Raw genomic sequence first — 23,490 nt, 5'->3', positions numbered from 1 at the left:
GCACCCGAGGCGCTGCCGGCGCAAGGCGGGCGGCTCAGCGCAGCGCAGCGCAGGACGGACGCAGCGCAGCGCGGACGGCGCGACGCAGGGCGGCAACGGCGCGAGGCGCGAACGGCCAGCAGCGCGCGGCCGCGCCGCGCGGCGCGAGGTCGGTGGATCCGTGCGCGGTCGGTGGAACGGTTTCCCCGACCTCGACTGCTTGTCCCGACCTCGCGCACCGGCGGCGACGCCGCCGACCCGACCGGCGCGGCCTGATCAGGTCTCCGACGTCCGGTGCCGGGAGGCAGCAGTCGGGAGGCAGCGGTCGGGAAGGCAGCGGTCGGGAAAGCAGCGGTCGGCCGTCGGGACGCACGAGCAGGAGCCAGCGTCCGGGGACGGCGAAGGCCCGACAGCGTGATGCTCCCGGGCCCTGCTCGTCGGTCGTGGTGCGTCGCGTGGTGCAGCCGCGTTCGCGGTGCCGCTCAGGGCGTGGTGCTTGCCCGGAGACGCCGCGGCACAGGGCGGTCCGTCAGCGCACCCCGCCGCGGCGGCGCGCGCGGAGCGCGGTCAGCGCCTCGTCGAGGATCGCCTCACCGTCCTCGGTGGACCGGCGCTCCTTCACGTACGCGAGGTGCGTCTTGTACGGCTCGTTGCGCACGGGAGACGGCGGGTTCGCCTGGTCCTGCCCGCCGGGGAACCCGCAGCGCGGGCAGTCCCACGTCTCGGGCGCCTCGGCGGCGACCTCCTCGGCGAAGCTGGGGCGCGTCTCGTGGCCGTTCGCGCACCAGTAGGAGATCCAGACGCGGGGGGCGGCGTCGCCGCGCTCGGCCTCGCCCATGGGGCCGGCACCGACGCGCGACCCCCGGATGGCACTTCCGCTCGCCATGGTCGTCCGCTCCTCAGCTCACGCGCTCGACGAGGCCGAGCAGGATGATGACGACCGCCCACACCAGGGCGACGCCCACGGTGATGCGGTTCAGGTTGCGCTCGGCGACGCCGGAGCTGCCGGCGCTGGAGGTGATGCCGCCGCCGAACATGTCGGACAGACCGCCGCCCTTGCCCTTGTGCAGCAGGACGAGGGGGACGAGCAGCAGGCTCGTGACCACCAGGATGACCTGGAGGGCGATGGTGAGGGCTGTCACGACGGTCTGACTCTCTCGCTCAGGGTGCCCGTCCCGGTGCGGGGCGGGGTGGTCGCCGGGGCGACCGCGGTCCAGGGTAGGCGACTCCGGGCCCCGTGATCCAGCACGACAGGCCGGGAGGCGGACCGGTTAGCCGGTCCGGGGGCGGGGTGCGGTGGTCGTGGTGACCACCGCACCCCGCTGCCGGGCCGCTGTCGGGGTCACGCGCGGGCGTGACCTCGGGGTGCGATCAGGCGTTCGCCCGGAAGAGCGCGATCTTCGCGAACTCCTCAGGGTCGAGCGACGCGCCGCCGACGAGCGCGCCGTCGACGTCGGCCTTGCCGATGATCTGCGCGGCGTTGCCGGACTTCACGGAACCGCCGTAGAGCACGCGGACGGCGTCGGCGACCTCGGCCGAGTACAGCTCGGCGAGCTTGCCGCGGACGGCCTCGCAGACCTCCTGCGCGTCCTCGGGGGTGGCGACCTCGCCGGTGCCGATGGCCCAGACGGGCTCGTAGGCGATGACGACGGTCTTGGCCTGCTCGGCGGTGATGCCGGCGAGCGAGCCCTCGAGCTGCGCGAGGGTGTACGCGACGTGCTCGCCGGCCTTGCGGACCTCGAGGCCCTCGCCGACGCACACGATCGGGACGATGCCCGCGCCGAAGGCCGCGACGGCCTTGGCGGCGACGACCGCGTCGGACTCGCCGTGGTACTCGCGGCGCTCCGAGTGGCCGACGGCCACGTAGGTCACGCCGAGCTTCGCGAGCTGCGCGGCGGAGACCTCACCGGTGTAGGCGCCGGACGCGTGCTGCGACACGTCCTGCGCGCCGTAGCCGATCTCCAGCTTGTCGGCGTCGACCAGCGTCTGCACGGAGCGGATGTTGGTGAACGACGGCAGCACGGCGACCTCGACGTCCGAGAAGTCGTGCTTGGCGTCCTTGAGCGTCCAGGCGAGCTTCTGGAGCAGGTGCACGGCCTCGTGGTGGTCGAGGTTGAGCTTCCAGTTGCCTGCGATCAGGGGGGTGCGTGCCATGCGGATCAGTCCTCCAGGACAGCGATGCCGGGGAGGGTCTTGCCCTCGAGGAGCTCCAGCGACGCGCCGCCGCCGGTGGAGATGTGGCCGAAGCCGGCCTCGTCGAAGCCGAGACGACGCACCGCCGCGGCGGAGTCGCCGCCGCCGACGATGGAGAAGCCGTCGGTGTCGACGAGCGCCTGCGCGACGGCCTTCGTGCCCTCGGCGAACGCCGGGAACTCGAAGACGCCCATGGGGCCGTTCCACGCGATGGTCTTCGCGTCGAGGATGGCCGCGCGGAACAGCTCGCCCGACTTCGGGCCGATGTCCAGGCCCATCTTGCCGGCCGGGATGGCGTCGGCCGCGACGGTCTCGTGCGGGGCGTCGGCCGCGAAGCCGTCGGCCGCGACGATGTCGACGGGGAGCACGATCTCGACGCCGGACTCCTGCGCCTGCGCGAGGTAGCCCTTGACGGTCTCGACCTGGTCCTCCTCGAGCAGGGAGGAGCCGACCTCGTGACCCTGGGCCTTGAGGAAGGTGAAGACCATGCCGCCGCCGATGAGCAGCTTGTCGGCCTTGGTCAGCAGGTTCGCGATGACGCCGAGCTTGTCGGAGACCTTCGAGCCGCCGAGCACGACCACGTAGGGACGCTCCGGGTCCTCGACGGCCTTGCGCAGCGCCTCGACCTCGGCGAGCACCAGGGTGCCGGCCGCGTGGGGCAGCCGCAGGGCGACGTCGTAGACGGACGCCTGCTTGCGGTGCACGACGCCGAAGCCGTCGGACACGAACGCGTCCGCGAGGGCCGCGAGCTCGTCGGCGAGCGCGCCGCGCTCGGCCTCGTCCTTGGAGGTCTCGCGGGCGTCGAAGCGGATGTTCTCGAGGAGGGCGACCTGCCCGTCCTGGAGCGCGGCGACGGTGGCCTGCGCGGACTCGCCGACGACGTCGCCCGCGAGGGTGACGTCCTGGCCCAGCAGCTCGCCGAGGCGGGCGGCGACGGGCGCGAGCGAGTACTTCGCGTCGGGCTCGCCCTTGGGGCGGCCGAGGTGCGCGGTGACGACGACGCGGGCGCCGGCGTCCACGAGGCGCTGCAGCGTGGGCAGCGCGGCGCGGATGCGGCCGTCGTCGGTGATCGTCGTGCCGTCGAGCGGCACGTTGAAGTCGGAGCGGACGAGCACGCGCTTGCCGCGCAGGTCGCCGAGGTCCTCGATGGTCTTCATGCTCTCCTACCTTGCTGCGAGCGGCCGTCGGGCACGACGACCAGGGCTCCTACATGGCAGCGTCCGCGGACGCCGGGGCCGTTGACCGACCCCGGCGCACGCGGACGCATGACCGTCGCTACTGACGGACGAGTGTCAGAGACGCTCGCCGACGTAGCTGGTGAGGGCGACGAGGGAGTTCGAGTAGCCCCACTCGTTGTCGTACCAGGAGACGACCTTGACCAGGTCGCCCGACACCTTGGTGAGCTTGGCGTCGAAGATGCTCTGGTGCGGGTCCGTCACGATGTCGGAGGACACGATCTCGTCCTCGACGTAGGACAGCACGCCCTTGAGCGGGCCCTCGGCGGCGGCCTTGACCGCGGCGTTGACCTCGTCGACGGTGACCTCGCGCGAGGCGGTGAAGGTCAGGTCGGTGGCGGAGCCGGTGATCGTCGGGACGCGCATGGCGAAGCCGTCGAGCTTGCCCTTGAGCTCCGGGAGCACGAGCGCCACGGCCTTGGCCGCACCGGTCGAGGTCGGGACGATGTTCTGCGCGGCGGCGCGGGCACGTCGGAGGTCCTTGTGCGGGCCGTCCTGCAGGTTCTGGTCGCCGGTGTACGCGTGGATCGTGGTCATGAGACCGCGCTCGATGCCGATCGCGTCGTTGAGGGCCTTGGCCATCGGCGCGAGGCAGTTCGTGGTGCACGACGCGTTGGAGATGATGTGGTGCGCGGCGGCGTCGTAGTCGGTGTGGTTCACACCCATGACGAAGGTCGCGTCCTCGTTCTTCGCCGGGGCGGAGATGATGACCTTCTTGGCGCCGGCGGCGATGTGCGCCTTGGCCTTCTCGGCGTCGGTGAAGAAGCCGGTCGACTCGATGACGATGTCGGCGCCGAGCTCGGCCCACGGGAGGTTGGCCGGGTCGCGCTCCGCGAGGGCGCGGATGTTCTTGCCGTCGACGATGATGTTGTTCTCGTCGAAGTCGACGCTCAGCGGGAAGCGGCCCAGCACGGTGTCGTACTTGAGCAGGTGCGCCAGCGTCTTGTTGTCCGTCAGGTCGTTGACGCCGACGATCTCGATGTCGGCGCCCGAGGCCACGATGGCACGGTAGAAGTTGCGCCCGATGCGGCCGAAGCCGTTGATCCCGACCTTGATGGTCACTTGCCCTCCTCGGCACGCGCCGGCAGGGGCCAGCGCACACTGTTGCGGTGATGGACTGCGCACGCCGCTGTGCGCTACCGGAAACCCCGTGGTCACAGGAACTTGACCCGTTGGAGACATCCGGATGGCACAAAGCCTATACCCGAGCGGTGGGTGCCGCAGGGACCTAGGTCTGCCCGGCGCGCGCACCGGCCGTGGTGCGCGGGGGCTGGCACCCGGCCCGCCGCCGGCGTCCTAGAGGTCCAGCAGGTCAGGGCTCAGCCCGGACTCGGTGTCCCCGATCCCGAGCTCCTGCGCGCGCTTGTCCGCGGTGGCCAGCAGCCGCCGGATCCGGCCCGCGACGGCGTCCTTGGTGAGCACCGGGTCGGCGAGCTTGCCGAGCTCCTCCAGCGACGCCTCCTTGTGCGCGAGGCGCAGCTCCCCCGCCTCGCGCAGGTGCTCGGGGACGTCCGGCCCGAGGATCTCGAACGCGCGCTCCACGCGGGCCCCGGCCGCGACCGCCGCGCGGGCGGACCGGCGCAGGTTGGCGTCGTCGAAGTTCGCCAGCCGGTTCGCGGTCCCCCGGACCTCGCGGCGCACGCGCCGCTCCTCCCAGACCAGCAGCGTCTCGTGGGCGCCGAGCCGGGCGAGCATCGCGGCGATGGCGTCGCCGTCGCGGATGACGACGCGGTCGACCCCGCGGACCTCGCGGGACTTGGCGGGCACCTGCAGGCGGCGCGCGGCGCCGACGAGCGCGAGCGCGGCCTCCGGGCCCGGGCAGGTGACCTCGAGCGCGGACGAGCGCCCGGGCTCGGTCAGCGAGCCGTGCGCGAGGAACGCCCCGCGCCACGCGGCCGCGGCCTCCTGCGCACCGGCGCCGACGACCTGCGGGGGCAGGCCCCGCACGGGGCGCCCGCGGTTGTCGAGCAGGCCGGTCTGCCGGGCCAGCGACTCGCCGTCCTTGACGACGCGCACCACGTACCGGTTGCCGCGGCGCAGACCGCCGCCGGACACCACGATGACCTCGGAGCCGTGCCCGTAGACCTCGGCGATGGCGGTGCGCAGCCGCCGGGCCGCGGCACCGGTGTCGAGCTCGGCCTCGATGACGATGCGCCCCGAGATGATGTGCAGCCCGCCCGCGAACCGCAGGGTCGCCGACACCTCCGCCTTGCGGCACGACGTCTTGTCGACCTGGAGCCGCGCAAGCTCGTCCTTCACCTGTGCCGTCAGAGCCATGCGGGTCATCCTGCCATCCCGCGAGCACCCCCGACGTCGCCGAGGTAGCCCTCGACCACGTCGCTGATCGCGGCGGCCAGGCGCAGCGCGTCGTGCCGGGGCGTGCCGTCGCCGCGCCGGACCTGGCGCAGCAGCAGGCGGCCGCCGGCGGCGCGGGTGCGCTCCTCCAGCTCGTCGACGTCGTCGACGGACCCGGGGTCGGCGATCACCGCGTCGACCCGCAGGTCGGGGGCGTGCGCGCGCAGCGCGTCCAGGTGCTCGCACGGGCCCATGCCCGCGGTCTCGGCGTCGGCCTGCAGGTTGAGCACGAGGACCTTGCGGGCGCGGGTGCGGTGCAGCGCGTCCGCGAGGTCCGGCACCAGCAGGTGCGGGATCACGGAGGTGTACCAGGACCCCGGGCCGAGGACGACCCAGTCCGCGTCCTCGACGGCGGCGACCGCCTCGGGGCGCGCGGGCGGACGCTCGGGCAGCAGCCGCACGGCCTCGATCGGGTCGCGGGCGACGGCGACGTGGCTCTGCCCGCGCACGAGGTCGAGCGTGCCGTCCGGACGGCGCACGTCCGCCTCGATGTCGAGCGGCACCGCCGCCATCGGCAGCACCCGGCCGCGCGCGCCGAGCAGGCGGCCCACCCAGTCGAGCCCGTCGACGGTGTCCCCCAGCAGCTCCCACAGCGCGACGATGAGCAGGTTGCCGACCGCGTGCTGGTCGAGGTCGCCGCTGGACGTGAACCGGTGCTGCAGGACGTCGCGCCAGGTGCGGCCCCAGTCGGAGTCGTCGCACAGCGCCGACAGCGCCATCCGCAGGTCGCCCGGCGGGAGCACGTCGAGCTCGCCCCGCAGGCGGCCGGAGGACCCGCCGTCGTCGGCGACGGTCACGACGGCCGTGAGGCGGTCGGTGACGCGGCGGAGCGCCCCGAGGGTGCCGGACAGGCCGTGCCCGCCGCCGAGGGCGACGAACGCCGGCCGCTGCGTGTCGCGGGCCGTGGTCACTCCTTGCCGAGGTCCCGCGCCGCGACGGTGACGCGCTGGCCCCGGGCCCGCAGCCGCTCCGCGACGGCCTCGCTGATCGCGACCGAGCGGTGCTTGCCGCCCGTGCAGCCCACCGCGATCGTGACGAACCGCTTCTCCTCGGCCACGTAGCCGGACAGCACGGGCTCGAGGGCGTCGACGTACCGGTCCACGAACTCCAGCGCCCCGGGCAGGCCGAGGACGTAGTCGCGCACGGGGGCGTCCCGCCCGGACATGTGCCGCAGCTCGGTGATCCAGTAGGGGTTGGCGAGGAACCGCACGTCCACGACGTGGTCGGCGTCCAGCGGGATGCCGTACTTGAAGCCGAACGAGATGACGTTGACCCGCAGCTCGTCGTCGTGCTCGGTCGACACCAGGCCGCGCACGATCCGCGCGAGCTCGTGGACGTTCGTCTCCGAGGAGTCGATGAGCTCGTCGGCCCGCTCCCGGATGTCCGCGAGGAGGGTGCGCTCGGTGGCGATGCCGTCGAGGATCCGGCCCTCGCCCTGCAGCGGGTGCGGGCGGCGGACCTGCTCGTACCGGCGGACCAGCACCTCGTCGGAGGCGTCGAGGAACAGGATCTTGTAGTCGACGCCGGACTCGCGCAGCTGCCCGAGGACCGCGAGGAGGTCGGCGAAGAACTCCCGGCCGCGCACGTCGACCACCGCCGCGATCCGCAGGTCGGCGCTGGGCGGGCCGCCGTGCGTCAGCATGCCCACGAGGTGCGTGAGCATCTGCGCGGGCAGGTTGTCGACGACGTACCAGCCCATGTCCTCCAGCACGGCGCCCGCGCGGGTGCGGCCCGCGCCGGACATGCCGGTGATGATCAGGACGTGCGGCTGCTGGACGCGGGGGGCCTCGGTCGCCGCCTCGATGGCGGGGATGCCCTGGGGGACCGTGATCGGCGAGATCTCGTCGCTCATGCCCCCAGCATGCCAGCCTCCCGGCCCCCTGCCTCCCTACCCGTGCGCGTCGGCGGGTGCGTCCACCTGGCCGTCCGCCGCGGGTGCCGGCTCCGCGCCGGGCACGACGGGGGCGACGTGCGTGACCGCCTGCCCGGCCAGCGCGGCGACGACGGCCGCGGCGGTGCGCTCCCCCATCCCGGGCACGGTCGCGATCTCCTCCGCCGACGCGGCCTTGAGCCGCTTGAGCGAGCCGAAGTGCTTGAGCAGCGCCGCGGAGCGGGCGGGCCCGAGCCCGGGCACCGAGTCGAGGGCGGACGCCGTCATGCCCTTGCTGCGCTTCTTGCGGTGCGCGGTGATCGCGAACCGGTGCGCCTCGTCGCGGACGCGCTGCAGCAGGTACAGCCCCTCGGAGGAGCGCTGCAGGATCACCGGGTAGTCCTCCCCCGGCAGCCACACCTCCTCGAGCCGCTTGGCGAGGCCCACCAGCGCGACGTCGTCCACGCCGAGCTCGGCCAGCGCGGCCGCCGCGGCGGCGACCTGCGGGGGCCCGCCGTCCACGACCACGAGGTTGGGCGGGTACGCGAACCGCTGGGGCCGCCCCGTGGACTCGTCGACCGGGCCGGAACGGACAGGACCCGCGTCGGCGTCGGCCAGCGCCTCGGCGACCTGGTCCTCCCCGAGCCCGAGCTCCAGGTCGCCCGCCTTCTCGCGCTCCGCGAGGTAGCGGCGGAACCGGCGGGTGATGACCTCGTGCATCGCCGCGGTGTCGTCCCGCGCGCCGGTGCCCTCGGGGCCCCGGATGCCGAAGGTGCGGTACTCCCCCTTGCGCGGCAGGCCGTCCTCGAAGACGACCATCGACGCGACCTGGTAGGTGCCCTGGTTGTGCGAGACGTCGTAGCACTCGATGCGCAGCGGCGCGGAGTCGAGCCCCAGCGCCTCCTGGATCTCCTGCAGCGCCTGGCTGCGGGTGGTGAGGTCGCCCGCGCGCCGGGTGCGGTGCAGGGCGAGGGCGTGCTCGGCGTTCTTGCGGACCGTCTCGGCGAGCTCGTGCTTGTCGCCGCGCTGCGCGACCCGCACCTGCACGCGGCTGCCGCGCAGGCCGGACAGCCAGGCCTGCACCTGGTCCAGGTCGGGCGGCAGCACGGGCACGAGGACCTCGCGCGGCACGGAGCCCGCGGTCGCGCCGCCTGCCGTGGCGGCGCCGTCGCCCGGGTCATCGCCGTAGACCTGCTGCAGCAGGTGCTCGACGAGCTCGGCGTCGGACAGCGCCTCGACCTTCTCGACCACCCAGCCGCGCTGGCCGCGGATCCGGCCGTCGCGGACGTGGAACACCTGGACGGCGGCCTCGAGCTCGTCACCGGCCAGCGCGAAGATGTCGGCGTCGGTGCCGTCGGACAGCACGACGGCGTTCTTCTCGGTGGCCCGCTTCAGCGCGCCGATGTCGTCGCGCAGCCGGGCCGCGCGCTCGTAGTCGAGGTCCGCGGCGGCCTCCTGCATGCGTGCCGTCAGGCGCTTGGTGAACCGGGCGGTGTCACCCGCCATGAAGTCGGCGAACTCCTCGGCGAGGACGTGGTGGTCCTCCTGCGAGATCTTGCCGACGCACGGTGCCGAGCACTTGTCGATGTACCCGAGCAGGCAGGGCCGTCCCTGCTGCTTGGCGCGCTTGAACACCCCCGCCGAGCAGGTGCGCACGGGGAACACCCGCAGCAGCAGGTCGACGGTCTCCCGGATCGCCCAGGCGTGCGCGTACGGCCCGAAGTAGCGGGTGCCGGGGCGCTTGGCGCCGCGCATCACCTGCACGCGGGGGAACTGCTCGGCCAGCGTCACCGCGAGGTACGGGTAGGACTTGTCGTCGCGGTACTTGACGTTGAACCGCGGGTCGAACTCCTTGATCCAGGAGTACTCCAGCGCCAGGGCCTCGACCTCGGTGCCGACCACGGTCCACTGCACCGACGCCGCGGTGGTGACCATCTGCTGGGTGCGCGGGTGCAGCCCGGCGACGTCCTGGAAGTAGCTGTTCAGGCGCGAGCGCAGGCTCTTGGCCTTGCCGACGTACACGACGCGGCCGTGCTCGTCCCGGAACCGGTAGACGCCCGGCTGGTCCGGGATCTCCCCGGGAGCGGGGCGGTAGGTCGCGGGGTCAGCCATGCGCACCACCGTAGTTCGACCCGCCGACAGGTCCCGCACCGGTCGGCCGGGCCCCACCGGGCGCCCGCCGGTACCGTGGCCCGATGGGGCTGCTGCACGAGTACGCGACCGAGGTCGTCTGGACCGGGGCGGGCGACGCCGGGACCACCGGGTACGCCGCGTACGGGCGCGACCACGAGGTCCGGGTGCCGGGCAAGCCGGTCGTGCTGGGCTCGGCGGACCCGGCGTTCCGCGGGGACCCCGCGCGGCACAACCCGGAGGAGCTCCTGGTCGCGTCGCTCTCGTCCTGCCACATGCTCTGGTTCCTCCACCTCGCGGCGACCTCCGGTGTGGTGGTCGTCGGCTACTCCGACCGGGCGTCGGGGACGATGCGCGTCGAGGCCGCGGGGCACGGCCAGTTCACCGAGGTGGTGCTCCGGCCGCACGTGACTGTGCGCCCCGGTGGCGCGGTGCCGGGCGACGACGGCGCGCCCGGGCTGGACGCGCAGCTCGCGGACCTCCACCGCCGGGCGCACGAGCACTGCTTCATCGCCCGCTCGGTGACGTTCCCCGTGCGGACCGACCCCGCGCCCGCGGTCCTGGAGACCACGGACGCCGGGATCGTCACGCGCTGACGCGCTCCTGGGCGGGGTCGCCCAGCACCTCGGCGAGGAACCGCCCGGTGTGGCTGGCCTCGACCCGCGCGACCTGCTCGGGGGTGCCCTGCGCGACGACGGTGCCACCGCCGGAGCCGCCCTCGGGGCCCATGTCGACGACCCAGTCGGCGTTCTTGATGACATCGAGGTTGTGCTCGATGACGAGCACGCTGTTGCCCTTGTCGACCAGGCCCTGCAGGACACCGAGCAGCTTGCGGATGTCCTCGAAGTGCAGCCCCGTGGTGGGCTCGTCCAGGACGTACACCGTGCGGCCGGTGGACCGGCGCTGCAGCTCGGTGGCGAGCTTGACGCGCTGCGCCTCGCCGCCCGAGAGCGTCGGCGCGGGCTGCCCGAGCCGCACGTAGCCGAGGCCGACCTCGACCAGCGTCGTGAGGTGCCGGGCGATGGCGGGCACGGCGGCGAAGAACTCGGCGGCCTCGGAGATCGGCATGTCGAGCACGTCGGCGACGGTCTTGCCCTTGAAGTGCACCTCGAGCGTCTCGCGGTTGTACCGCGCGCCGTGGCAGACCTCGCAGGGGACGTAGACGTCCGGCAGGAAGTTCATCTCGATCTTCAGGGTGCCGTCGCCGGAGCACGCCTCGCAGCGGCCGCCCTTGACGTTGAACGAGAACCGCCCGGCCGTGTAGCCGCGGACCTTCGCCTCGGTGGTCTCGGCGAACAGCTTGCGGATCCGGTCCCACACGCCGGTGTACGTCGCGGGGTTGGAGCGCGGCGTGCGGCCGATGGGGCCCTGGTCGACGTGCACGACCTTGTCGAGCTGGTCGAGGCCGCTGACCCGCTTGTGCCGGCCGGCGACGCGGCGGGCGCCGTTGAGCTCGTTCGCCATCACCGTGTAGAGGATCGAGTTCACGAGCGTGGACTTGCCGGAGCCCGAGACGCCGGTGACCGCGGTCAACGTGCCCAGGGGGAACGACACGTCGATGTTCTTGAGGTTGTGCTCGCGCGCCCCGTGCACGGTGACCTGGCGCTTCTTGTCGACCTTGCGGCGCTGCGCGGGCATGGGGATCTGGCGTCGCCCGGACAGGTACGCCCCGGTGACGGAGTCGCGGGAGTCCAGCAGCCCCTGCAGGTCGCCGGAGTGCACGACGCGGCCGCCGTGCTCCCCCGCGCCCGGACCGACGTCCACGATCCAGTCGGCCGTGCGGATGGTGTCCTCGTCGTGCTCGACGACGATGAGGGTGTTGCCGAGGTCCCGGAGCCGGGTCAGGGTGTCGATGAGCCGCCGGTTGTCCCGCTGGTGCAGGCCGATGGACGGCTCGTCCAGCACGTACAGCACGCCGACCAGGCCGGAGCCGATCTGCGTGGCCAGCCGGATGCGCTGGGCCTCGCCGCCGGACAGCGTGGCGGCGGCGCGCATGAGCGAGAGGTAGTCCAGGCCGACGTCCAGCAGGAAGCCGAGGCGCGCCTGGATCTCCTTGAGGACCTGCTCGGCGATCTGCCGCTCGCGGACGCCGAGCTCGAGACCGTCGAGGAACTCCTTGGCCTCGCGGATCGGCAGGGCGCAGACGTCGGCGATGGACTTGCCGCCGACCAGCACGGCCAGCACCTCGGGCTTGAGGCGGGTGCCCTCGCACACGGGGCACGGGACCTCGCGCATGTAGGCCTCGTACTTCTCCTTGCTCCACTCCGACTCGGTCTCGGTGTGGCGCCGCTCGAGGAACGTCACGACGCCCTCGAAGCCGGTGGAGTACTGCCGCTCGCGGCCCCAGCGGTTCTTGTACTTGACGTGCACCTTGTGGTTCTCGCCGTGCAGCACGGCGAGCCGCGCCCGCTCGGGCAGCGCGCGCCACGGGACGTCCATCGAGAAGCCGAGGTCCTCGGCGAGGGCGCTCAGCACGCGCTCGAAGTACTCGGACGAGATCTGCGCCCAGGGCGCCACGGCGCCGTCGCGCAGCGACAGGTCCTCGTCGGGGACGACGAGCTCGGGGTCGACCTCGAGGCGCGAGCCGATGCCGGTGCACTCGGGGCAGGCGCCGTAGGGGGCGTTGAACGAGAACGTGCGCGGCTCGATCTCCTCCAGCGTGAGCTGGTGGTCGTTCGGGCAGGCGCGGTTCTCGGAGAACCGCCGCTCGCGCTCGGGGTCGTCGGCGTCCATGTCGACCATGTCCACCACGACGAGGCCGCCGGCCAGGCCGAGTGCGGTCTCGACGGAGTCGGTGAGGCGGCGCTGCACGCCCTCGCGCGACACGAGGCGGTCGACGACGACCTCGATGTCGTGCTTGAGCTTCTTCTCCAGCGTCGGCGGCTCGGCGAGCTGGACGACCTCGCCGTCCACGCGGGCGCGGGCGAAGCCCTTGGCCTGGAGCTCCTTGAACAGGTCGGCGTACTCGCCCTTGCGGCCGCGCACCACGGGCGCGAGGACCTGGTAGCGGGTGCCCTCGGGCAGCTCGAGCAGCCGGTCCACGATCTGCTGCGGGGTCTGCGCGGTGACCTTCTCCCCGCAGACGGGGCAGTGCTGGGTCCCGGCGCGCGCGAACAGCAGGCGCAGGTAGTCGTAGACCTCGGTGATGGTGCCGACGGTCGACCGGGGGTTGCGGTTGGTCGACTTCTGGTCGATCGACACCGCGGGCGACAGGCCCTCGATAAAGTCGACGTCGGGCTTGTCCATCTGCCCGAGGAACTGCCGGGCGTACGCGGAGAGGGACTCGACGTACCGGCGCTGCCCCTCGGCGAAGATGGTGTCGAAGGCCAGCGACGACTTCCCGGACCCGGACAGGCCGGTGAAGACGATGAGCCTGTCGCGCGGGAGGTCGAGGTCGACGTTGCGGAGGTTGTGCTCGCGGGCCCCCTGGACCACCAGTCGATCGTTCACGCGCGCCATGCTACGGCGGACCACCGACATGCGCACACGTGTTCGAACGGTGTCGGTGGTCACGTCCGCCCCGACGCGCGCGCTCGGGCAGGCCCGCCCATGATGGCCCCGTGACGACGGCGCCGCCCAGCACGACCCCGGCCAGCACCCCCATCGGCGAGTACGCCGTGCTCGGGGACGGCCGCACGGCCGCGCTGGTGTCCCGCGCGGGGTCGGTCGACTGGCTCTGCCCGCCGCGCTTCGACTCCCCCGCCTGCTTCGCGGCGCTGCTCGGCGGGCCCGAGCACGGGCGCTGGCTGCTCACCGTCGATGACGCGACCGCGGTGACGCGGCGGTACCTGGACGACTCCTTCGTGCTGGAGACGACGTTCGAGACCCCCACCGGCACGGCCGTGCTGCTCGACGCGATGCCGCTGGGCGACGACCGGTGCGACCTGGTGCGGCGGCTCACCGTGACGCAGGGGCGGGTGCGGGTGCGGCACGAGTGGGTGGTGCGGTTCGGCTACGGAGCGGTGCTGCCGTGGGTGCACCGGGTCCCCGACGCGGAGGGCGAGGGCGAGGTGATCCGGGCCGTGGCGGGCCCGGACAGCCTGGTGCTGCGCGGCGACCGCCTGCCCCGCCCGGGCAGCGGCGACGGGCACCGCGCCCACGCCGACGCGTTCGACCTCGCGGCGGGCGAGGAGGTGACGTTCTCCCAGACCTGGGTGCCGTCGTGGCGACCGGTCCCCCGCGCCCCGCGGCTCGCGCACCGGGTGGAGGCGACCGAGCACCGGTGGGCGCACTGGGCGCGCGCGTCCCGCTACCGCGGCCCGTACCGGGACGCCGTGGTCCGCTCGCTGCTGGTGCTGCGGCTGCTGACGGACGCCGAGACGGGCGGCATCGTCGCCGCCGCGACGACGTCGCTGCCGGAGGACCCGGGCGGCGAGCGGAACTGGGACTACCGCTACTGCTGGCTGCGGGACGCCGCGCTGACGCTGAGCGCCCTGCTGGAGCACGGCTACCGGCACGAGGCGCAGCAGTGGCGGCAGTGGCTGCTGCGGGCCGTGGCGGGCGACCCCGCGCAGGTGCAGATCATGTACGGGGTGGACGGCAGCCGGGACCTGCCGGAGCGCACGCTCGACCACCTCCCGGGCTGGGCGGGGTCGCGACCGGTACGGGTGGGCAACGCGGCGGTCGGCCAGGTGCAGAACGACGTGCTCGGCGAGGTGATGGCGGCACTGCACCTGGCGCGGGAGGCCGGGGTCGCCGAGAGCCCGGACTCCTGGTCGCTGCAGACGCACCTCGTGGAGCACCTGTGCCGGACGTGGCGCCTCCCGGACAACGGGATCTGGGAGGTCCGGGGCGCGCCGCGGCGCTTCACGCACTCGATGGTGATGGCGTGGGTCGCGCTCGACCGCGCCGTCCGCGGCGTCGAGGAGCACGGGATGCCCGCCGACGACGCGACCCTCGACCGGTGGCGGCGGGAGCGCGACGCCGTGCACGCCGACGTGCTCGCCCGGTGCTGGGACGAGGACGCGGGGACGTTCGTGCAGCACGAGGGGGCGACGCACACCGACGCGGCGCTGCTGCAGCTGCCCGGCACGGGCTTCCTGCCCCCGGACGACCCGCGGCTGCGCGCCACCGTGGCCGCCGTCCGGGCGGAGCTCGAGGTCGCGCCGGGCCTGCTGCTGCGGTACCGGACCGACCGGACGGACGACGGGTTGCGCGGGAGCGAGCACCCGTTCCTCGCGTGCAGCGGCTGGCTGGCGGACGCGCTGGCGCGCGGGGGCGACGTCGAGGGCGCGGCAGCAGTGCTGGACGTGCTCGTCGGCCTGCGGACCGACGTGGGTCTGCTGGCCGAGGAGTACGACCCCGCCACGGGTCGCATGGTCGGCAACGTGCCGCAGGCGCTCTCGCACCTCGCGCTGGTGCGCGCGGTGCACGCGCACGACCGGGCGGCGGCGGGCAGCGCGACGCGGTGACGCCCACACGAACGGGGGATGTCCGGTCTGTCCGTGTTCCTCCCGGTCAGAGGCAGTCTGCCATGATGGCGCACAGCAACCGCACACCTCCGAAGGGACGTCCATGTCGAACGACGGCACCAGCGCGCCGGAGCCCGGGCGCGAGCCGGACGACCGCACCTGGCCCGCGCCCGCACCCTCCGGGTACGAGGCCTCCAGCAGCAGCGGGCCCGCCCCCTCCGGCTACGAGGCGCCGTCGAGCACCGGCCCGGCCACGCCCGCGGCGGACACCCCGACCGAGGCGTTCCCGCGCCCCGCGCAGGACGCCCCGACGCAGGCGTTCCCCGTCCCGGGTCAGCCGACCGTCGCGTTCCCGACCACCCCGGCGCCCCCGACCGGCACGTCCGGCACCGGGACCTCGGCGTGGCCGACGGCCCCCGGCGCGTCCGCCAGCACGCCGAGCACGCCCGGGGACGGCACGACCCCCGCTGGGCAGCCGACCGCACCGGCGACCGACCCGTACGCCGCGTTCGCGGCCCCGGGCCAGAACCCGTCGAGCGCCCCGGGGCCGTCGGGCCAGCCGACCCCGACCGGCGCACCCTACGGCTACCCGCAGCAGGGCCAGCAGCCGGGTCAGCCCGGCCAGCAGGGCGCCGGCGGTCCCGGCTACCCGCCGCCGCCCGGCGGCACCCCGTACGGCGCCGCCCCGTACGGCCAGTACCCCGGCCCGGTCCCCGCGGGCCAGCGGACGGACGGCGTCTCGATCGCCGCGCTCGTCACCGGCATCCTGCTGATGGGCGTCGTGCCGATCGTGCTGGGCGTCATCGGCCTGGGCCGCGTCAAGAAGAACGGCACGCAGGGCAGGGGCCTCGCCATCGCGGGCATCGTGCTCGGCGGCCTGGCGATCCTCGGCTCGATCGCGGTGGGGCTCACGGTGTTCTTCGCGGTGCAGTCGCACAACGACCGGCTGGACACGCTGCACTCGCAGTGCGAGGCGGGCGACATGGGCGCGTGCGACGACCTCTACCAGGACTCGGTGATCGGATCGGACCACGAGGAGTTCGGCAAGACGTGCGGCGGCCGCACCGACGGCACGGTCTCCTGCTCGGCGTTCGAGGACGGCTTCACGTACGGCGACAACGCCGAGCTCGATGCCCTGTGGGACGCCTGCGCGGCCGGGGACGCCACCGCGTGCGACACCCTGTACGAGAGCGCGCCGGTCGACTCGGAGTACGAGGAGTTCGGTGCCACCTGCGGCGGCACGACCGACGGCAGCGCGTACTGCGCCGACGGCGGCAGCGGCCTGCCCGAGGACCTGGAGGACCTGTTCGGCGACGACACGGCCGGCACCGAGGAGGGCGCCGCCGACACCGGCGCGTCGTCCGGCGGGTACGGCAGCGACCCCGCGCTCGACGCGCTCTACGACGCGTGCGCGGCGGGCGATGGCACGGCCTGCGACGACCTGTACTGGGCGTCGCCCGAGGGCTCCTCGTACGAGGACTTCGGCCTCACCTGCGGCGGCCGCGTGACGGACTCGTTCAGCTGCGAGCTCGAGCTCGCCGCCTGAGCGCACGTCGAGCGCCCCGGGACTGGTGTCCCGGGGCGCTCGTGCGTCCGGGGTCGGCCCTCCGGGGTCAGTCGTCCGGGGTCAGTCGTCCAGGGGGCCGAGCCACGCGGTCGCGACGGTGGCGTGCGCGGACTCGTCGTCCGACGGGTGGAAGAGGCCGGCCAGGACGTCCCGGTAGAGCCGCCCGAGCTCGTGGCCGGAGAAGTAGGAGCCGCCCCCGGCGACCCGGATCGCGCCGTCGACCACCTGGCGGGCCGTCTCCGTCGCCCGCACCTTCAGCCCGACGAGCAGGCTGAACCAGCGGGCGCCGTGGTCGACGCGGTCGTCGACGTCGCGGGCGAGCGACCACACCTGCGGCTCGATGCCGTCCTGCGCGAGCGCGGCGTCGGCGACCCGCCACCGGATGTCGGGGTCCTGGGCGTACGGCCGCCCGTCGTGCTTCATCGAGGTGCGCCGGTGCGCGGCGGCGACGGCGAGGTCGAGGGCGCGGCGCCCGATCCCGGTGTAGACGGCGGCGAGCAGCACCTCGAACGCGGCGAACAGGGCGAAGACGTACGGGTCGGCGCTGGGCCCGGGCGGCAGGGCGCGGACGACGCGGTCGGGCCGGGCGTACGCCCCGTCGAGGACGGTGGTGCGACTCTGGGTGGCGCGCATCCCGAGGGTGTCCCAGTCGTCCTTGGTCGTGACGCCGCCGTCGGCACGCGCGACCACGGCGTGCACCAGGCGCGACCCGTCGGGGTGCTCGTCGTCGCGCCCGAAGGTGACCAGCCGCGTCCAGACGGGTGCCAGGGACGTGAAGATCTTGGTGCCGGTGAACCGGTACCCGCCGTCCGGCTGCCGCTCGGCGCGCGTGCGCGAGCCGAACATGACCAGGTCGTTGCCCGCCTCGGAGTTCCCGAACGCGAACACCTCCCCCGCCGCGGCGTCCTGCAGCACGTGGTCCAGGGAGTCGTCCCCGCGCGCGGCGAGCAGCGCCGCCATGCCGGTGACGACGAGGTGCATGTTCACGGCCAGCGCCGTCGCCGGGGCGGCACCGGCGAGCCGGACCTGCTCGCGCGCGACCTCCTCCAGCGTCAGTCCGGCGCCGCCCAGGCGCTCGGGGACGAACGCGCGCAGGTAGCCCGCGTCCCGCAGGTCGTCGAGGTCGGCGTCCGGGAAGGTGTTCTCGCGGTCGTGCACCGGCGCGCGCTCGGCGACGCGGCGCAGCAGGTCGTCGGTGAGCAGGGTGCGCGGTTCCGGTCGGCTCATGCCCCCACTCTCGCACCCAGGGCACCTCGGGCGTCTCGCGCACTGCGCGCGTCGGGCATCATGGCGGGCATGGCCACCTTCGCCGTCCGGTACACGTACGACCAGCGCGCCGACCTCCAGGACGAGGTCCGTCCCGAGCACCGCGCCTACCTGCGGGGGGTCGCCGAGCGCGGCGACCTGCTCGGCTCGGGCCCGTTCACCGACGGCACGCCGGGCGCCCTGCTGGTGTTCGACGTCGCCGACCGCGCGGCGCTGGACGCGGTGCTCGCGGCGGACCCCTTCGCGCACGCCGGGGTGATCGCCGACGTCGAGGTGCGCCCGTGGACGCTGGTCCTCGGCCCCTGGGCCGAGCCCCGCTGACCCGTACCCGTCGCTCAGGCGCTGACGTCGGCCCGGCGCTCGTCGCGTCGGGCCGCCGCGATGCTCGTGACGGCGGTGACGCCGAGCGTCACGACGATCACGGCAAGCGACACCCACGACGGCAGCTCGGGCGCCCACGCGACGGGCTCGCCGCCGTTGAGGAACGGCAGGGAGTTCTCGTGCAGCGCCTGGAGCACGAGCTTGACGCCGATGAACCCGAGCAGCACGCCCAGCCCGATGTTGAGGTAGCGCAGTCGGGTCAGCAGCCCGCCGAGCAGGAAGTACAGCTGCCGCAGCCCCATGAGCGCGAACACGTTCGCCATGAGGACGAGGTACGGCTCCTGCGTGAGGCCGAACACCGCGGGGATCGAGTCGAACGCGAACAGCAGGTCGGTCGCGCCGATGGCGACGAGCACGAGCAGCATCGGCGTGACCGCCCGCCGCCCGTGCACGCGGGCCGTGAGGTGCACCCCGTGGTACCCGTCGGTGGTGGGCAGCACGCGCTGGACGGCGCGCACGAGGGCGGGCGGGCGGTAGTCCTCCGCGGACTCCTCCTCACCGACGCCCTCGCGCGCGACCTTGACGGCCGTCCACACCAGGAACGCGCCGAACAGGTAGAACACCCAGCTGAAGCTGGCGATGACGGCGGCGCCGGCGGCGATGAACACGCCGCGGAACACCAGCGCCAGGATGATGCCGATCAGCAGGGCCGTCTGCTGGTACTGCCGCGGGACGGCGAACCGGCTCATGATCAGCAGGAACACGAACAGGTTGTCGACCGACAGCGAGTACTCGGTGAGCCACCCGGCGACGAACTCACCGGCGGGGTCGGCGCCCCACACGGCCCACACGAGGACCGCGAACGCCACCGCCAGCCCGATGTACACCCCCAGGTACCGCAGGCACTCGGCGGTCGAGGGGATGTGCGGCCGCCGGCCCACCACCGCGACGTCCACGATCAGGACGGCGGCGGCGAGACCGAGCGACACGCACCAGACGAGCGGTGAGACGTCCAACGGGTCAGTGCTCCTTGGTGGCGGGCTCCTGCGCGTCGGTCACGGCGGCCGAGGCGGCGTCAGCGTCGCGGCGGGTCTTGATGAGGCTCGCGACGGTGGCGACGGTGAGCGTACCGAGGATCACGAGCAGCGAGAGCCACGTCGGGATCTCGGGGGCCCACTCGATGTGCTCGCCGCCGTTGATGAACGGCAGCTCGTTGACGTGCATGGCGTGCAGCACGAGCTTGACGCCGATGAAGCCGAGGATGAACGACAGGCCCTTGTTCAGGTAGACCAGGCGCTCCAGCAGGCCGCCGATGAGGAAGTACAGCTGGCGCAGGCCGAGCAGCGCGAACGCGTTGGCCGTGAACACGATGTACGGCTCCTGCGTGAGGCCGTAGATCGCGGGGATGGAGTCGAGGGCGAACAGCACGTCGGTGGCGCCGATGGCGACCATGACGACGAGCATCGGGGTGATGAACCGCTTGCCGTCGATCACGGTGGTCAGGCGGTCGCCGTGGTACTCCTCGGTGGTCGGCAGGACCCTCTTCAGCAGGCGGACCGCGAGGCCGTCCTTCTGCTCGTCGGCGTGCGAGACCTCCTCGGAGTCGTGCTTCTCCTTGGCCAGCTTGATGCCGGTGTACACGAGGAACGCGCCGAAGATGTAGAACACCCAGGACCACTGCTCGATGGCGGCGGCGCCCAGCAGGATGAACACGGTGCGCAGCACGAGGGCGATGACGACGCCGACCAGCAGGACCTTCTGCTGGAACTCCCGGGGCACCGCGAACTTCGTCATGATGATGAGGAAGACGAAGAGGTTGTCGACCGACAGGCTCTTCTCGGTCACGTACCCGGCGAAGTACTCCGTGCCGTGGTCCCAGCCCCAGACGATGCCGAGCCCGAGGCCGAACACGATCGCGAGCACGATGTAGACCGTCGACCAGGTCGCGGCTTCCCTGAAGGACGGCGCGTGCGGGGTGCGCACGTGCGCGAAGAAGTCGAACAGGATCATCCCGACGATCGCGACGGCGGTCGCGATCCAGACCCACAGGTCGACGGACATAGGTGTTCCTCCGGTACGGACGTTGCGAAGATACGACTGAGTACCGGAGGTCTCTCCCACCTGGCTCACCAGGCCGACGCTCCCGGGTCGGCTTCCATGGCGACCGTGCTGACGGGGGGCGTCGTGTCGGGATACTCCCCTCCACTGCGTCGGCAACTATAGGACATGAGTCCCGGTCCGGCGCGACACGTCCCCGTGTCGGCTCACGTGACGCAGAACTCGTTGCCCTCCGGGTCGGCCATAACCACCCAGGCGCCCTCGCGCGGGTCGTCCACCTCGGTCAGCACGGAACCACCCGCCGCCACGAGGACGGCCACGTGCTCCCGGGCCGCCGCGAGCTTGGCCGCGCGGTCCTCGCGGTCGACGCCCTGCGCGGCGGAGTACCGGACGTCGAGGTGCACGCGGTTCTTCGCGGTCTTGCCCTCCGGCACCCGCTGGAAGAACACCCGCGGCCCCGCCCCGTCCGGGTCGATGATCGCGTACGCGACGTCCCGGTCGTCCGGGGGCAGTCCCCACGCGTCCAGCGCCTCGTCCCACGTGGCGAAGCCCGCCGGTGGCGGCTCCTCCACGTAGCCCAGCGCGATCTTCCAGAAGTCGCCGAGCGCGCGCGGGGACCCCGCGTCGAGCACGACCTGCACCTCGAGCGCCATCCGAGCCTCCTCGTCCCGCCTCGCCCGTCCTCGTGCGGGGTTGTCCCGCCTCGTCCGGGCGATGCTCAGGCCGTCGCGGCCTGCATCTGCCGGAGCTCCTTCTTGAGCCCCGAGATCTCGTCCCGCAGCCGGGCGGCGAGCTCGAACTGCAGCTCGCCCGCGGCGGTGTGCATCTGGTCGCTGAGCTCCTGGATGAGCCCCGCGAGCTCGCCCGCCGCGGCCCCGGTGAGCTTGGTGCGCTCGGTGGGCGCGCCCTTCGAGCTCAGGCCCGGCACCGGCGCCTTGCCGCGGCTGGCCTGCCGCCCCGCGCCGCCCAGCAGCTCGGCGGTGTCGGCGTCCTCGCGGGCGAGCAGGTCGGTGATGTCGCCGATCTTCTTGCGCAGCGGCTGCGGGTCGATGCCGCGCTCGGTGTTGTACGCGATCTGCTTCTCGCGCCGGCGGTCGGTCTCCTCCAGCGCCATCTGCATCGCGGGGGTGATCTTGTCCGCGTACATGTGCACCTGGCCGGAGACGTTGCGGGCCGCGCGGCCGATCGTCTGGATGAGCGACTTGCCGGAGCGCAGGAAGCCCTCCTTGTCGGCGTCGAGGATCGCCACGAGCGAGACCTCGGGCAGGTCCAGGCCCTCGCGGAGCAGGTTGATGCCGACGAGGACGTCGTACTCGCCCATCCGGAGCTCGCGCAGCAGCTCGACGCGGCGCAGCGTGTCCACCTCGGAGTGCAGGTACCGGACCCGCACGCCCTTCTCCAGGAAGTAGTCCGTGAGGTCCTCGGCCATCTTCTTGGTCAGGGTGGTGACGAGGACGCGCTCGTCCTTCTCGACGCGGAGCCGGATCTCCTCCAGCAGGTCGTCGATCTGGCCCTGGGTGGGCTTGACCACGACCTCGGGGTCGACCAGGCCGGTGGGGCGGATGATCTGCTCCACGACGCCGTCGGACATGGCGAGCTCGTAGTCGCCCGGCGTCGCCGACAGGTAGACCGTCTGCCCGATGCGCTCGACGAACTCCTCCCAGCGCAGCGGCCGGTTGTCCATGGCACTGGGCAGCCGGAACCCGAAGTCCACGAGGTTGCGCTTGCGGGACATGTCGCCCTCGTACATCGCGCCGATCTGCGGCACGGTGACGTGCGACTCGTCGATGACGAGCAGGAAGTCCTCGGGGAAGTAGTCCAGCAGCGTGTTCGGGGCGGTGCCCGCCTCGCGGCCGTCGATGTGCCGCGAGTAGTTCTCGATGCCGGAGCAGGAGCCGATCTGCCGCATCATCTCGATGTCGTAGGTGGTGCGCATGCGCAGCCGCTGAGCCTCCAGCAGCTTGTTCGCGCGCTCCAGGTCCTTCAGGCGCTCCTCGAGCTCGTGCTCGATGCGGGCGATGGCGCGCTCCATGCGCTCCGGGCCCGCGACGTAGTGCGTGGCCGGGAAGATGTGCACCTGCTGCTCGTTGCGCACCACGTCGCCGGTGAGCGGGTGCAGGGTCTGGATCGCCTCGATCTCGTCGCCGAAGAACTCGATGCGGATCGCGAGCTCCTCGTACACCGGGATGATCTCGACGGTGTCGCCGCGCACCCGGAAGGTGCCGCGCGTGAACGCCATGTCGTTGCGGCTGTACTGCATCGACACGAACTGCCGGAGCAGCGCGTCCCGGTCCACCTGGTCGCCGACGTCGAGCGTGACCATCCGGTCGACGTACTCCTGCGGCGTGCCGAGGCCGTAGATGCAGGACACCGACGCGACCACGACGACGTCGCGGCGGGTCAGCAGCGAGGACGTGGCGGAGTGCCGCAGGCGCTCGACCTCGTCGTTGATCGACGAGTCCTTCTCGATGTAGGTGTCCGTCTGCGCGATGTACGCCTCGGGCTGGTAGTAGTCGTAGTACGAGACGAAGTACTCGACGGCGTTGTTCGGCAGCAGCTCGCGGAACTCGTTCGCGAGCTGGGCGGCCAGCGTCTTGTTCGGCGCCATGACCAGCGTCGGGCGCTGCAGCTTCTCGATCAGCCAGGCCGTGGTGGCCGACTTGCCGGTACCCGTCGCGCCGAGCAGCGTGACGTCCTTCTCCCCCGCCTGGATGCGCTGCGCGAGCTCGGCGATGGCGGTCGGCTGGTCACCCGAGGGCGTGAACTCGGACACCACCTCGAACGGGGCGACGGTGCGCTGCAGGTCGGTCACGGGACGCATGGCGTCCACCGTACGTCTCCCCTCTGACACACCCCACCGCAGGGGTCACCAGTTCGCCGCAGGCGCACCGCCGACCAGCCCACGACGTGACGGCGGACCCCCGCGCCAGGAGGCCAGGAGGTCAGGAGGTCAGGAGGTCAGGACAGCGTGCCCGCGACCAGCGCCACGTCCTCGCGGGTGCGCAGCGCGGCGCGCAGCAGCGCGGCCAGGCCGGCCCCGGCCCGGTCCGCGGCGAGCGACGCGGCGCCGTCGGCGACCTGCTCCGGGAGGCGCGGCACGTGCAC

The 23,490-nt window shown here is 73.1% G+C and carries 19 protein-coding genes; 4 read left to right on the top strand and 15 right to left on the bottom strand.

Translation table 11 applies throughout. The features are described from left to right. Positions 1-508 precede the first annotated feature (508 nt). The 9 genes from EBM89_RS12940 to uvrC form a co-directional block, all read right to left on the bottom strand. Entirely contained in the window at positions 509-865 is a 357-nt protein-coding gene (locus EBM89_RS12940) for an RNA polymerase-binding protein RbpA (RefSeq protein WP_122149839.1), read from the bottom strand. A gap of 13 nt (positions 866-878) precedes the next feature. Beyond that, positions 879-1,121 (bottom strand): preprotein translocase subunit SecG, encoded by a 243-nt coding sequence (secG, locus tag EBM89_RS12935; protein ID WP_122149838.1) that lies wholly within the window; start codon positions 1,119-1,121, stop codon positions 879-881. Between the two features lie 229 nt (positions 1,122-1,350). Beyond that, positions 1,351-2,133 (bottom strand): triose-phosphate isomerase, encoded by a 783-nt coding sequence (gene tpiA / locus EBM89_RS12930; RefSeq protein ID WP_122149837.1) that lies wholly within the window; start codon positions 2,131-2,133, stop codon positions 1,351-1,353. A 5-nt stretch (positions 2,134-2,138) separates the two neighbouring features. Next, a complete protein-coding gene (locus tag EBM89_RS12925) occupies positions 2,139-3,329 on the bottom strand; it encodes a phosphoglycerate kinase (protein WP_122149836.1) in 1,191 nt (396 codons plus the stop codon). A 135-nt stretch (positions 3,330-3,464) separates the two neighbouring features. Then, positions 3,465-4,469: a type I glyceraldehyde-3-phosphate dehydrogenase gene (gene gap, locus EBM89_RS12920; protein ID WP_122149835.1), complete on the bottom strand. Its 1,005-nt coding sequence runs from the start codon at positions 4,467-4,469 to the stop codon at positions 3,465-3,467. Positions 4,470-4,703: 234 nt separating this feature from the next. Beyond that, entirely contained in the window at positions 4,704-5,684 is a 981-nt protein-coding gene (gene whiA / locus EBM89_RS12915; RefSeq protein WP_122149834.1) for a DNA-binding protein WhiA, read from the bottom strand. Positions 5,685-5,689: 5 nt separating this feature from the next. Beyond that, positions 5,690-6,673: a gluconeogenesis factor YvcK family protein gene (locus EBM89_RS12910; protein ID WP_233571722.1), complete on the bottom strand. Its 984-nt coding sequence runs from the start codon at positions 6,671-6,673 to the stop codon at positions 5,690-5,692. Continuing rightward, entirely contained in the window at positions 6,670-7,614 is a 945-nt protein-coding gene (gene rapZ / locus EBM89_RS12905; protein WP_122149833.1) for an RNase adapter RapZ, read from the bottom strand. Before rapZ ends, EBM89_RS12910 begins: the two co-directional genes overlap by 4 nt. Positions 7,615-7,650: 36 nt before the next feature. Next, positions 7,651-9,744 carry an excinuclease ABC subunit UvrC gene (uvrC, locus tag EBM89_RS12900; protein WP_122149832.1) on the bottom strand — a complete coding sequence of 698 codons (2,094 nt, stop codon included), beginning with the start codon at positions 9,742-9,744 and terminating at the stop codon, positions 7,651-7,653. An 83-nt stretch (positions 9,745-9,827) separates the two neighbouring features. On the opposite strand from uvrC, the gene EBM89_RS12895 reads away from it, so the two are divergent. Beyond that, entirely contained in the window at positions 9,828-10,358 is a 531-nt protein-coding gene (locus EBM89_RS12895) for an OsmC family protein (protein WP_122149831.1), read from the top strand. Here the strand turns inward: EBM89_RS12895 and uvrA are convergent. Further along, a complete protein-coding gene (uvrA, locus tag EBM89_RS12890) occupies positions 10,348-13,221 on the bottom strand; it encodes an excinuclease ABC subunit UvrA (RefSeq protein ID WP_439647186.1) in 2,874 nt (957 codons plus the stop codon). The genes EBM89_RS12895 and uvrA overlap by 11 nt on opposite strands. Before the next feature lie 101 nt (positions 13,222-13,322). Between uvrA and EBM89_RS12885 the strand changes: the two genes are divergently transcribed. Continuing rightward, positions 13,323-15,173 carry a glycoside hydrolase family 15 protein gene (locus EBM89_RS12885; RefSeq protein ID WP_122149830.1) on the top strand — a complete coding sequence of 617 codons (1,851 nt, stop codon included), beginning with the start codon at positions 13,323-13,325 and terminating at the stop codon, positions 15,171-15,173. Between the two features lie 103 nt (positions 15,174-15,276). After that, positions 15,277-16,719: a DUF4190 domain-containing protein gene (locus EBM89_RS12880; RefSeq protein WP_122149829.1), complete on the top strand. Its 1,443-nt coding sequence runs from the start codon at positions 15,277-15,279 to the stop codon at positions 16,717-16,719. Between the two features lie 81 nt (positions 16,720-16,800). Here EBM89_RS12880 and EBM89_RS12875 read toward each other — a convergent pair whose 3' ends face one another. Next, positions 16,801-17,967, bottom strand: a complete 1,167-nt coding sequence (locus EBM89_RS12875) for an acyl-CoA dehydrogenase family protein (RefSeq protein WP_122149828.1) — start codon at positions 17,965-17,967, stop codon at positions 16,801-16,803. 69 nt (positions 17,968-18,036) lie between these two features. Here EBM89_RS12875 and EBM89_RS12870 point away from each other — a divergent pair, with 69 nt between their 5' ends. Further along, the gene (locus tag EBM89_RS12870; protein WP_122149841.1) at positions 18,037-18,327 is read left to right on the top strand and encodes a YciI family protein; all 291 of its coding nucleotides are present in this window, start codon (positions 18,037-18,039) and stop codon (positions 18,325-18,327) included. A 14-nt stretch (positions 18,328-18,341) separates the two neighbouring features. On the opposite strand, the gene EBM89_RS12865 is transcribed toward EBM89_RS12870, so the two are convergent. From EBM89_RS12865 to uvrB, 4 genes are all read right to left on the bottom strand, one after another. Continuing rightward, on the bottom strand, positions 18,342-19,343 hold the full coding sequence (locus tag EBM89_RS12865) for a TerC/Alx family metal homeostasis membrane protein (RefSeq protein ID WP_122149827.1): 1,002 nt from the start codon (positions 19,341-19,343) through the stop codon (positions 18,342-18,344). Positions 19,344-19,347: 4 nt separating this feature from the next. After that, complete coding sequence (locus tag EBM89_RS12860) at positions 19,348-20,388, bottom strand: TerC family protein (protein WP_122149826.1); 1,041 nt, start codon at positions 20,386-20,388, stop codon at positions 19,348-19,350. A gap of 203 nt (positions 20,389-20,591) precedes the next feature. Then, the gene (locus EBM89_RS12855; RefSeq protein ID WP_122149825.1) at positions 20,592-21,038 is read right to left on the bottom strand and encodes a VOC family protein; all 447 of its coding nucleotides are present in this window, start codon (positions 21,036-21,038) and stop codon (positions 20,592-20,594) included. Between the two features lie 65 nt (positions 21,039-21,103). Then, entirely contained in the window at positions 21,104-23,206 is a 2,103-nt protein-coding gene (gene uvrB / locus EBM89_RS12850; RefSeq protein WP_122149840.1) for an excinuclease ABC subunit UvrB, read from the bottom strand. Positions 23,207-23,490: the final 284 nt, after the last annotated feature.

The organism is Cellulomonas triticagri (genome assembly GCF_003696205.1).
Classification (GTDB): Bacteria; Actinomycetota; Actinomycetes; order Actinomycetales; family Cellulomonadaceae; genus Cellulomonas; species Cellulomonas triticagri.
This window is presented reverse-complemented; position numbering and strand designations above follow the sequence as displayed.

Bases quoted from the DNA above. Each gene is read 5' to 3' on its own strand.
- EBM89_RS12895 (WP_122149831.1), top strand. From the start codon at position 9,828: ATGGGGCTGCTGCACGAGTACGCGACCGAGGTCGTCTGGACCGGGGCG.
- whiA (WP_122149834.1), bottom strand. From the start codon at position 5,684: ATGGCTCTGACGGCACAGGTGAAGGACGAGCTTGCGCGGCTCCAGGTC.
- uvrB (WP_122149840.1), bottom strand. From the start codon at position 23,206: ATGCGTCCCGTGACCGACCTGCAGCGCACCGTCGCCCCGTTCGAGGTG.
- rapZ (WP_122149833.1), bottom strand. From the start codon at position 7,614: ATGAGCGACGAGATCTCGCCGATCACGGTCCCCCAGGGCATCCCCGCC.
- tpiA (WP_122149837.1), bottom strand. From the start codon at position 2,133: ATGGCACGCACCCCCCTGATCGCAGGCAACTGGAAGCTCAACCTCGAC.
- EBM89_RS12925 (WP_122149836.1), bottom strand. From the start codon at position 3,329: ATGAAGACCATCGAGGACCTCGGCGACCTGCGCGGCAAGCGCGTGCTC.
- EBM89_RS12940 (WP_122149839.1), bottom strand. From the start codon at position 865: ATGGCGAGCGGAAGTGCCATCCGGGGGTCGCGCGTCGGTGCCGGCCCC.
- EBM89_RS12860 (WP_122149826.1), bottom strand. From the start codon at position 20,388: ATGTCCGTCGACCTGTGGGTCTGGATCGCGACCGCCGTCGCGATCGTC.
- uvrC (WP_122149832.1), bottom strand. From the start codon at position 9,744: ATGGCTGACCCCGCGACCTACCGCCCCGCTCCCGGGGAGATCCCGGAC.
- uvrA (WP_439647186.1), bottom strand. From the start codon at position 13,221: ATGGCGCGCGTGAACGATCGACTGGTGGTCCAGGGGGCCCGCGAGCAC.
- EBM89_RS12880 (WP_122149829.1), top strand. From the start codon at position 15,277: ATGTCGAACGACGGCACCAGCGCGCCGGAGCCCGGGCGCGAGCCGGAC.
- EBM89_RS12870 (WP_122149841.1), top strand. From the start codon at position 18,037: ATGGCCACCTTCGCCGTCCGGTACACGTACGACCAGCGCGCCGACCTC.
- EBM89_RS12875 (WP_122149828.1), bottom strand. From the start codon at position 17,967: ATGAGCCGACCGGAACCGCGCACCCTGCTCACCGACGACCTGCTGCGC.
- EBM89_RS12855 (WP_122149825.1), bottom strand. From the start codon at position 21,038: ATGGCGCTCGAGGTGCAGGTCGTGCTCGACGCGGGGTCCCCGCGCGCG.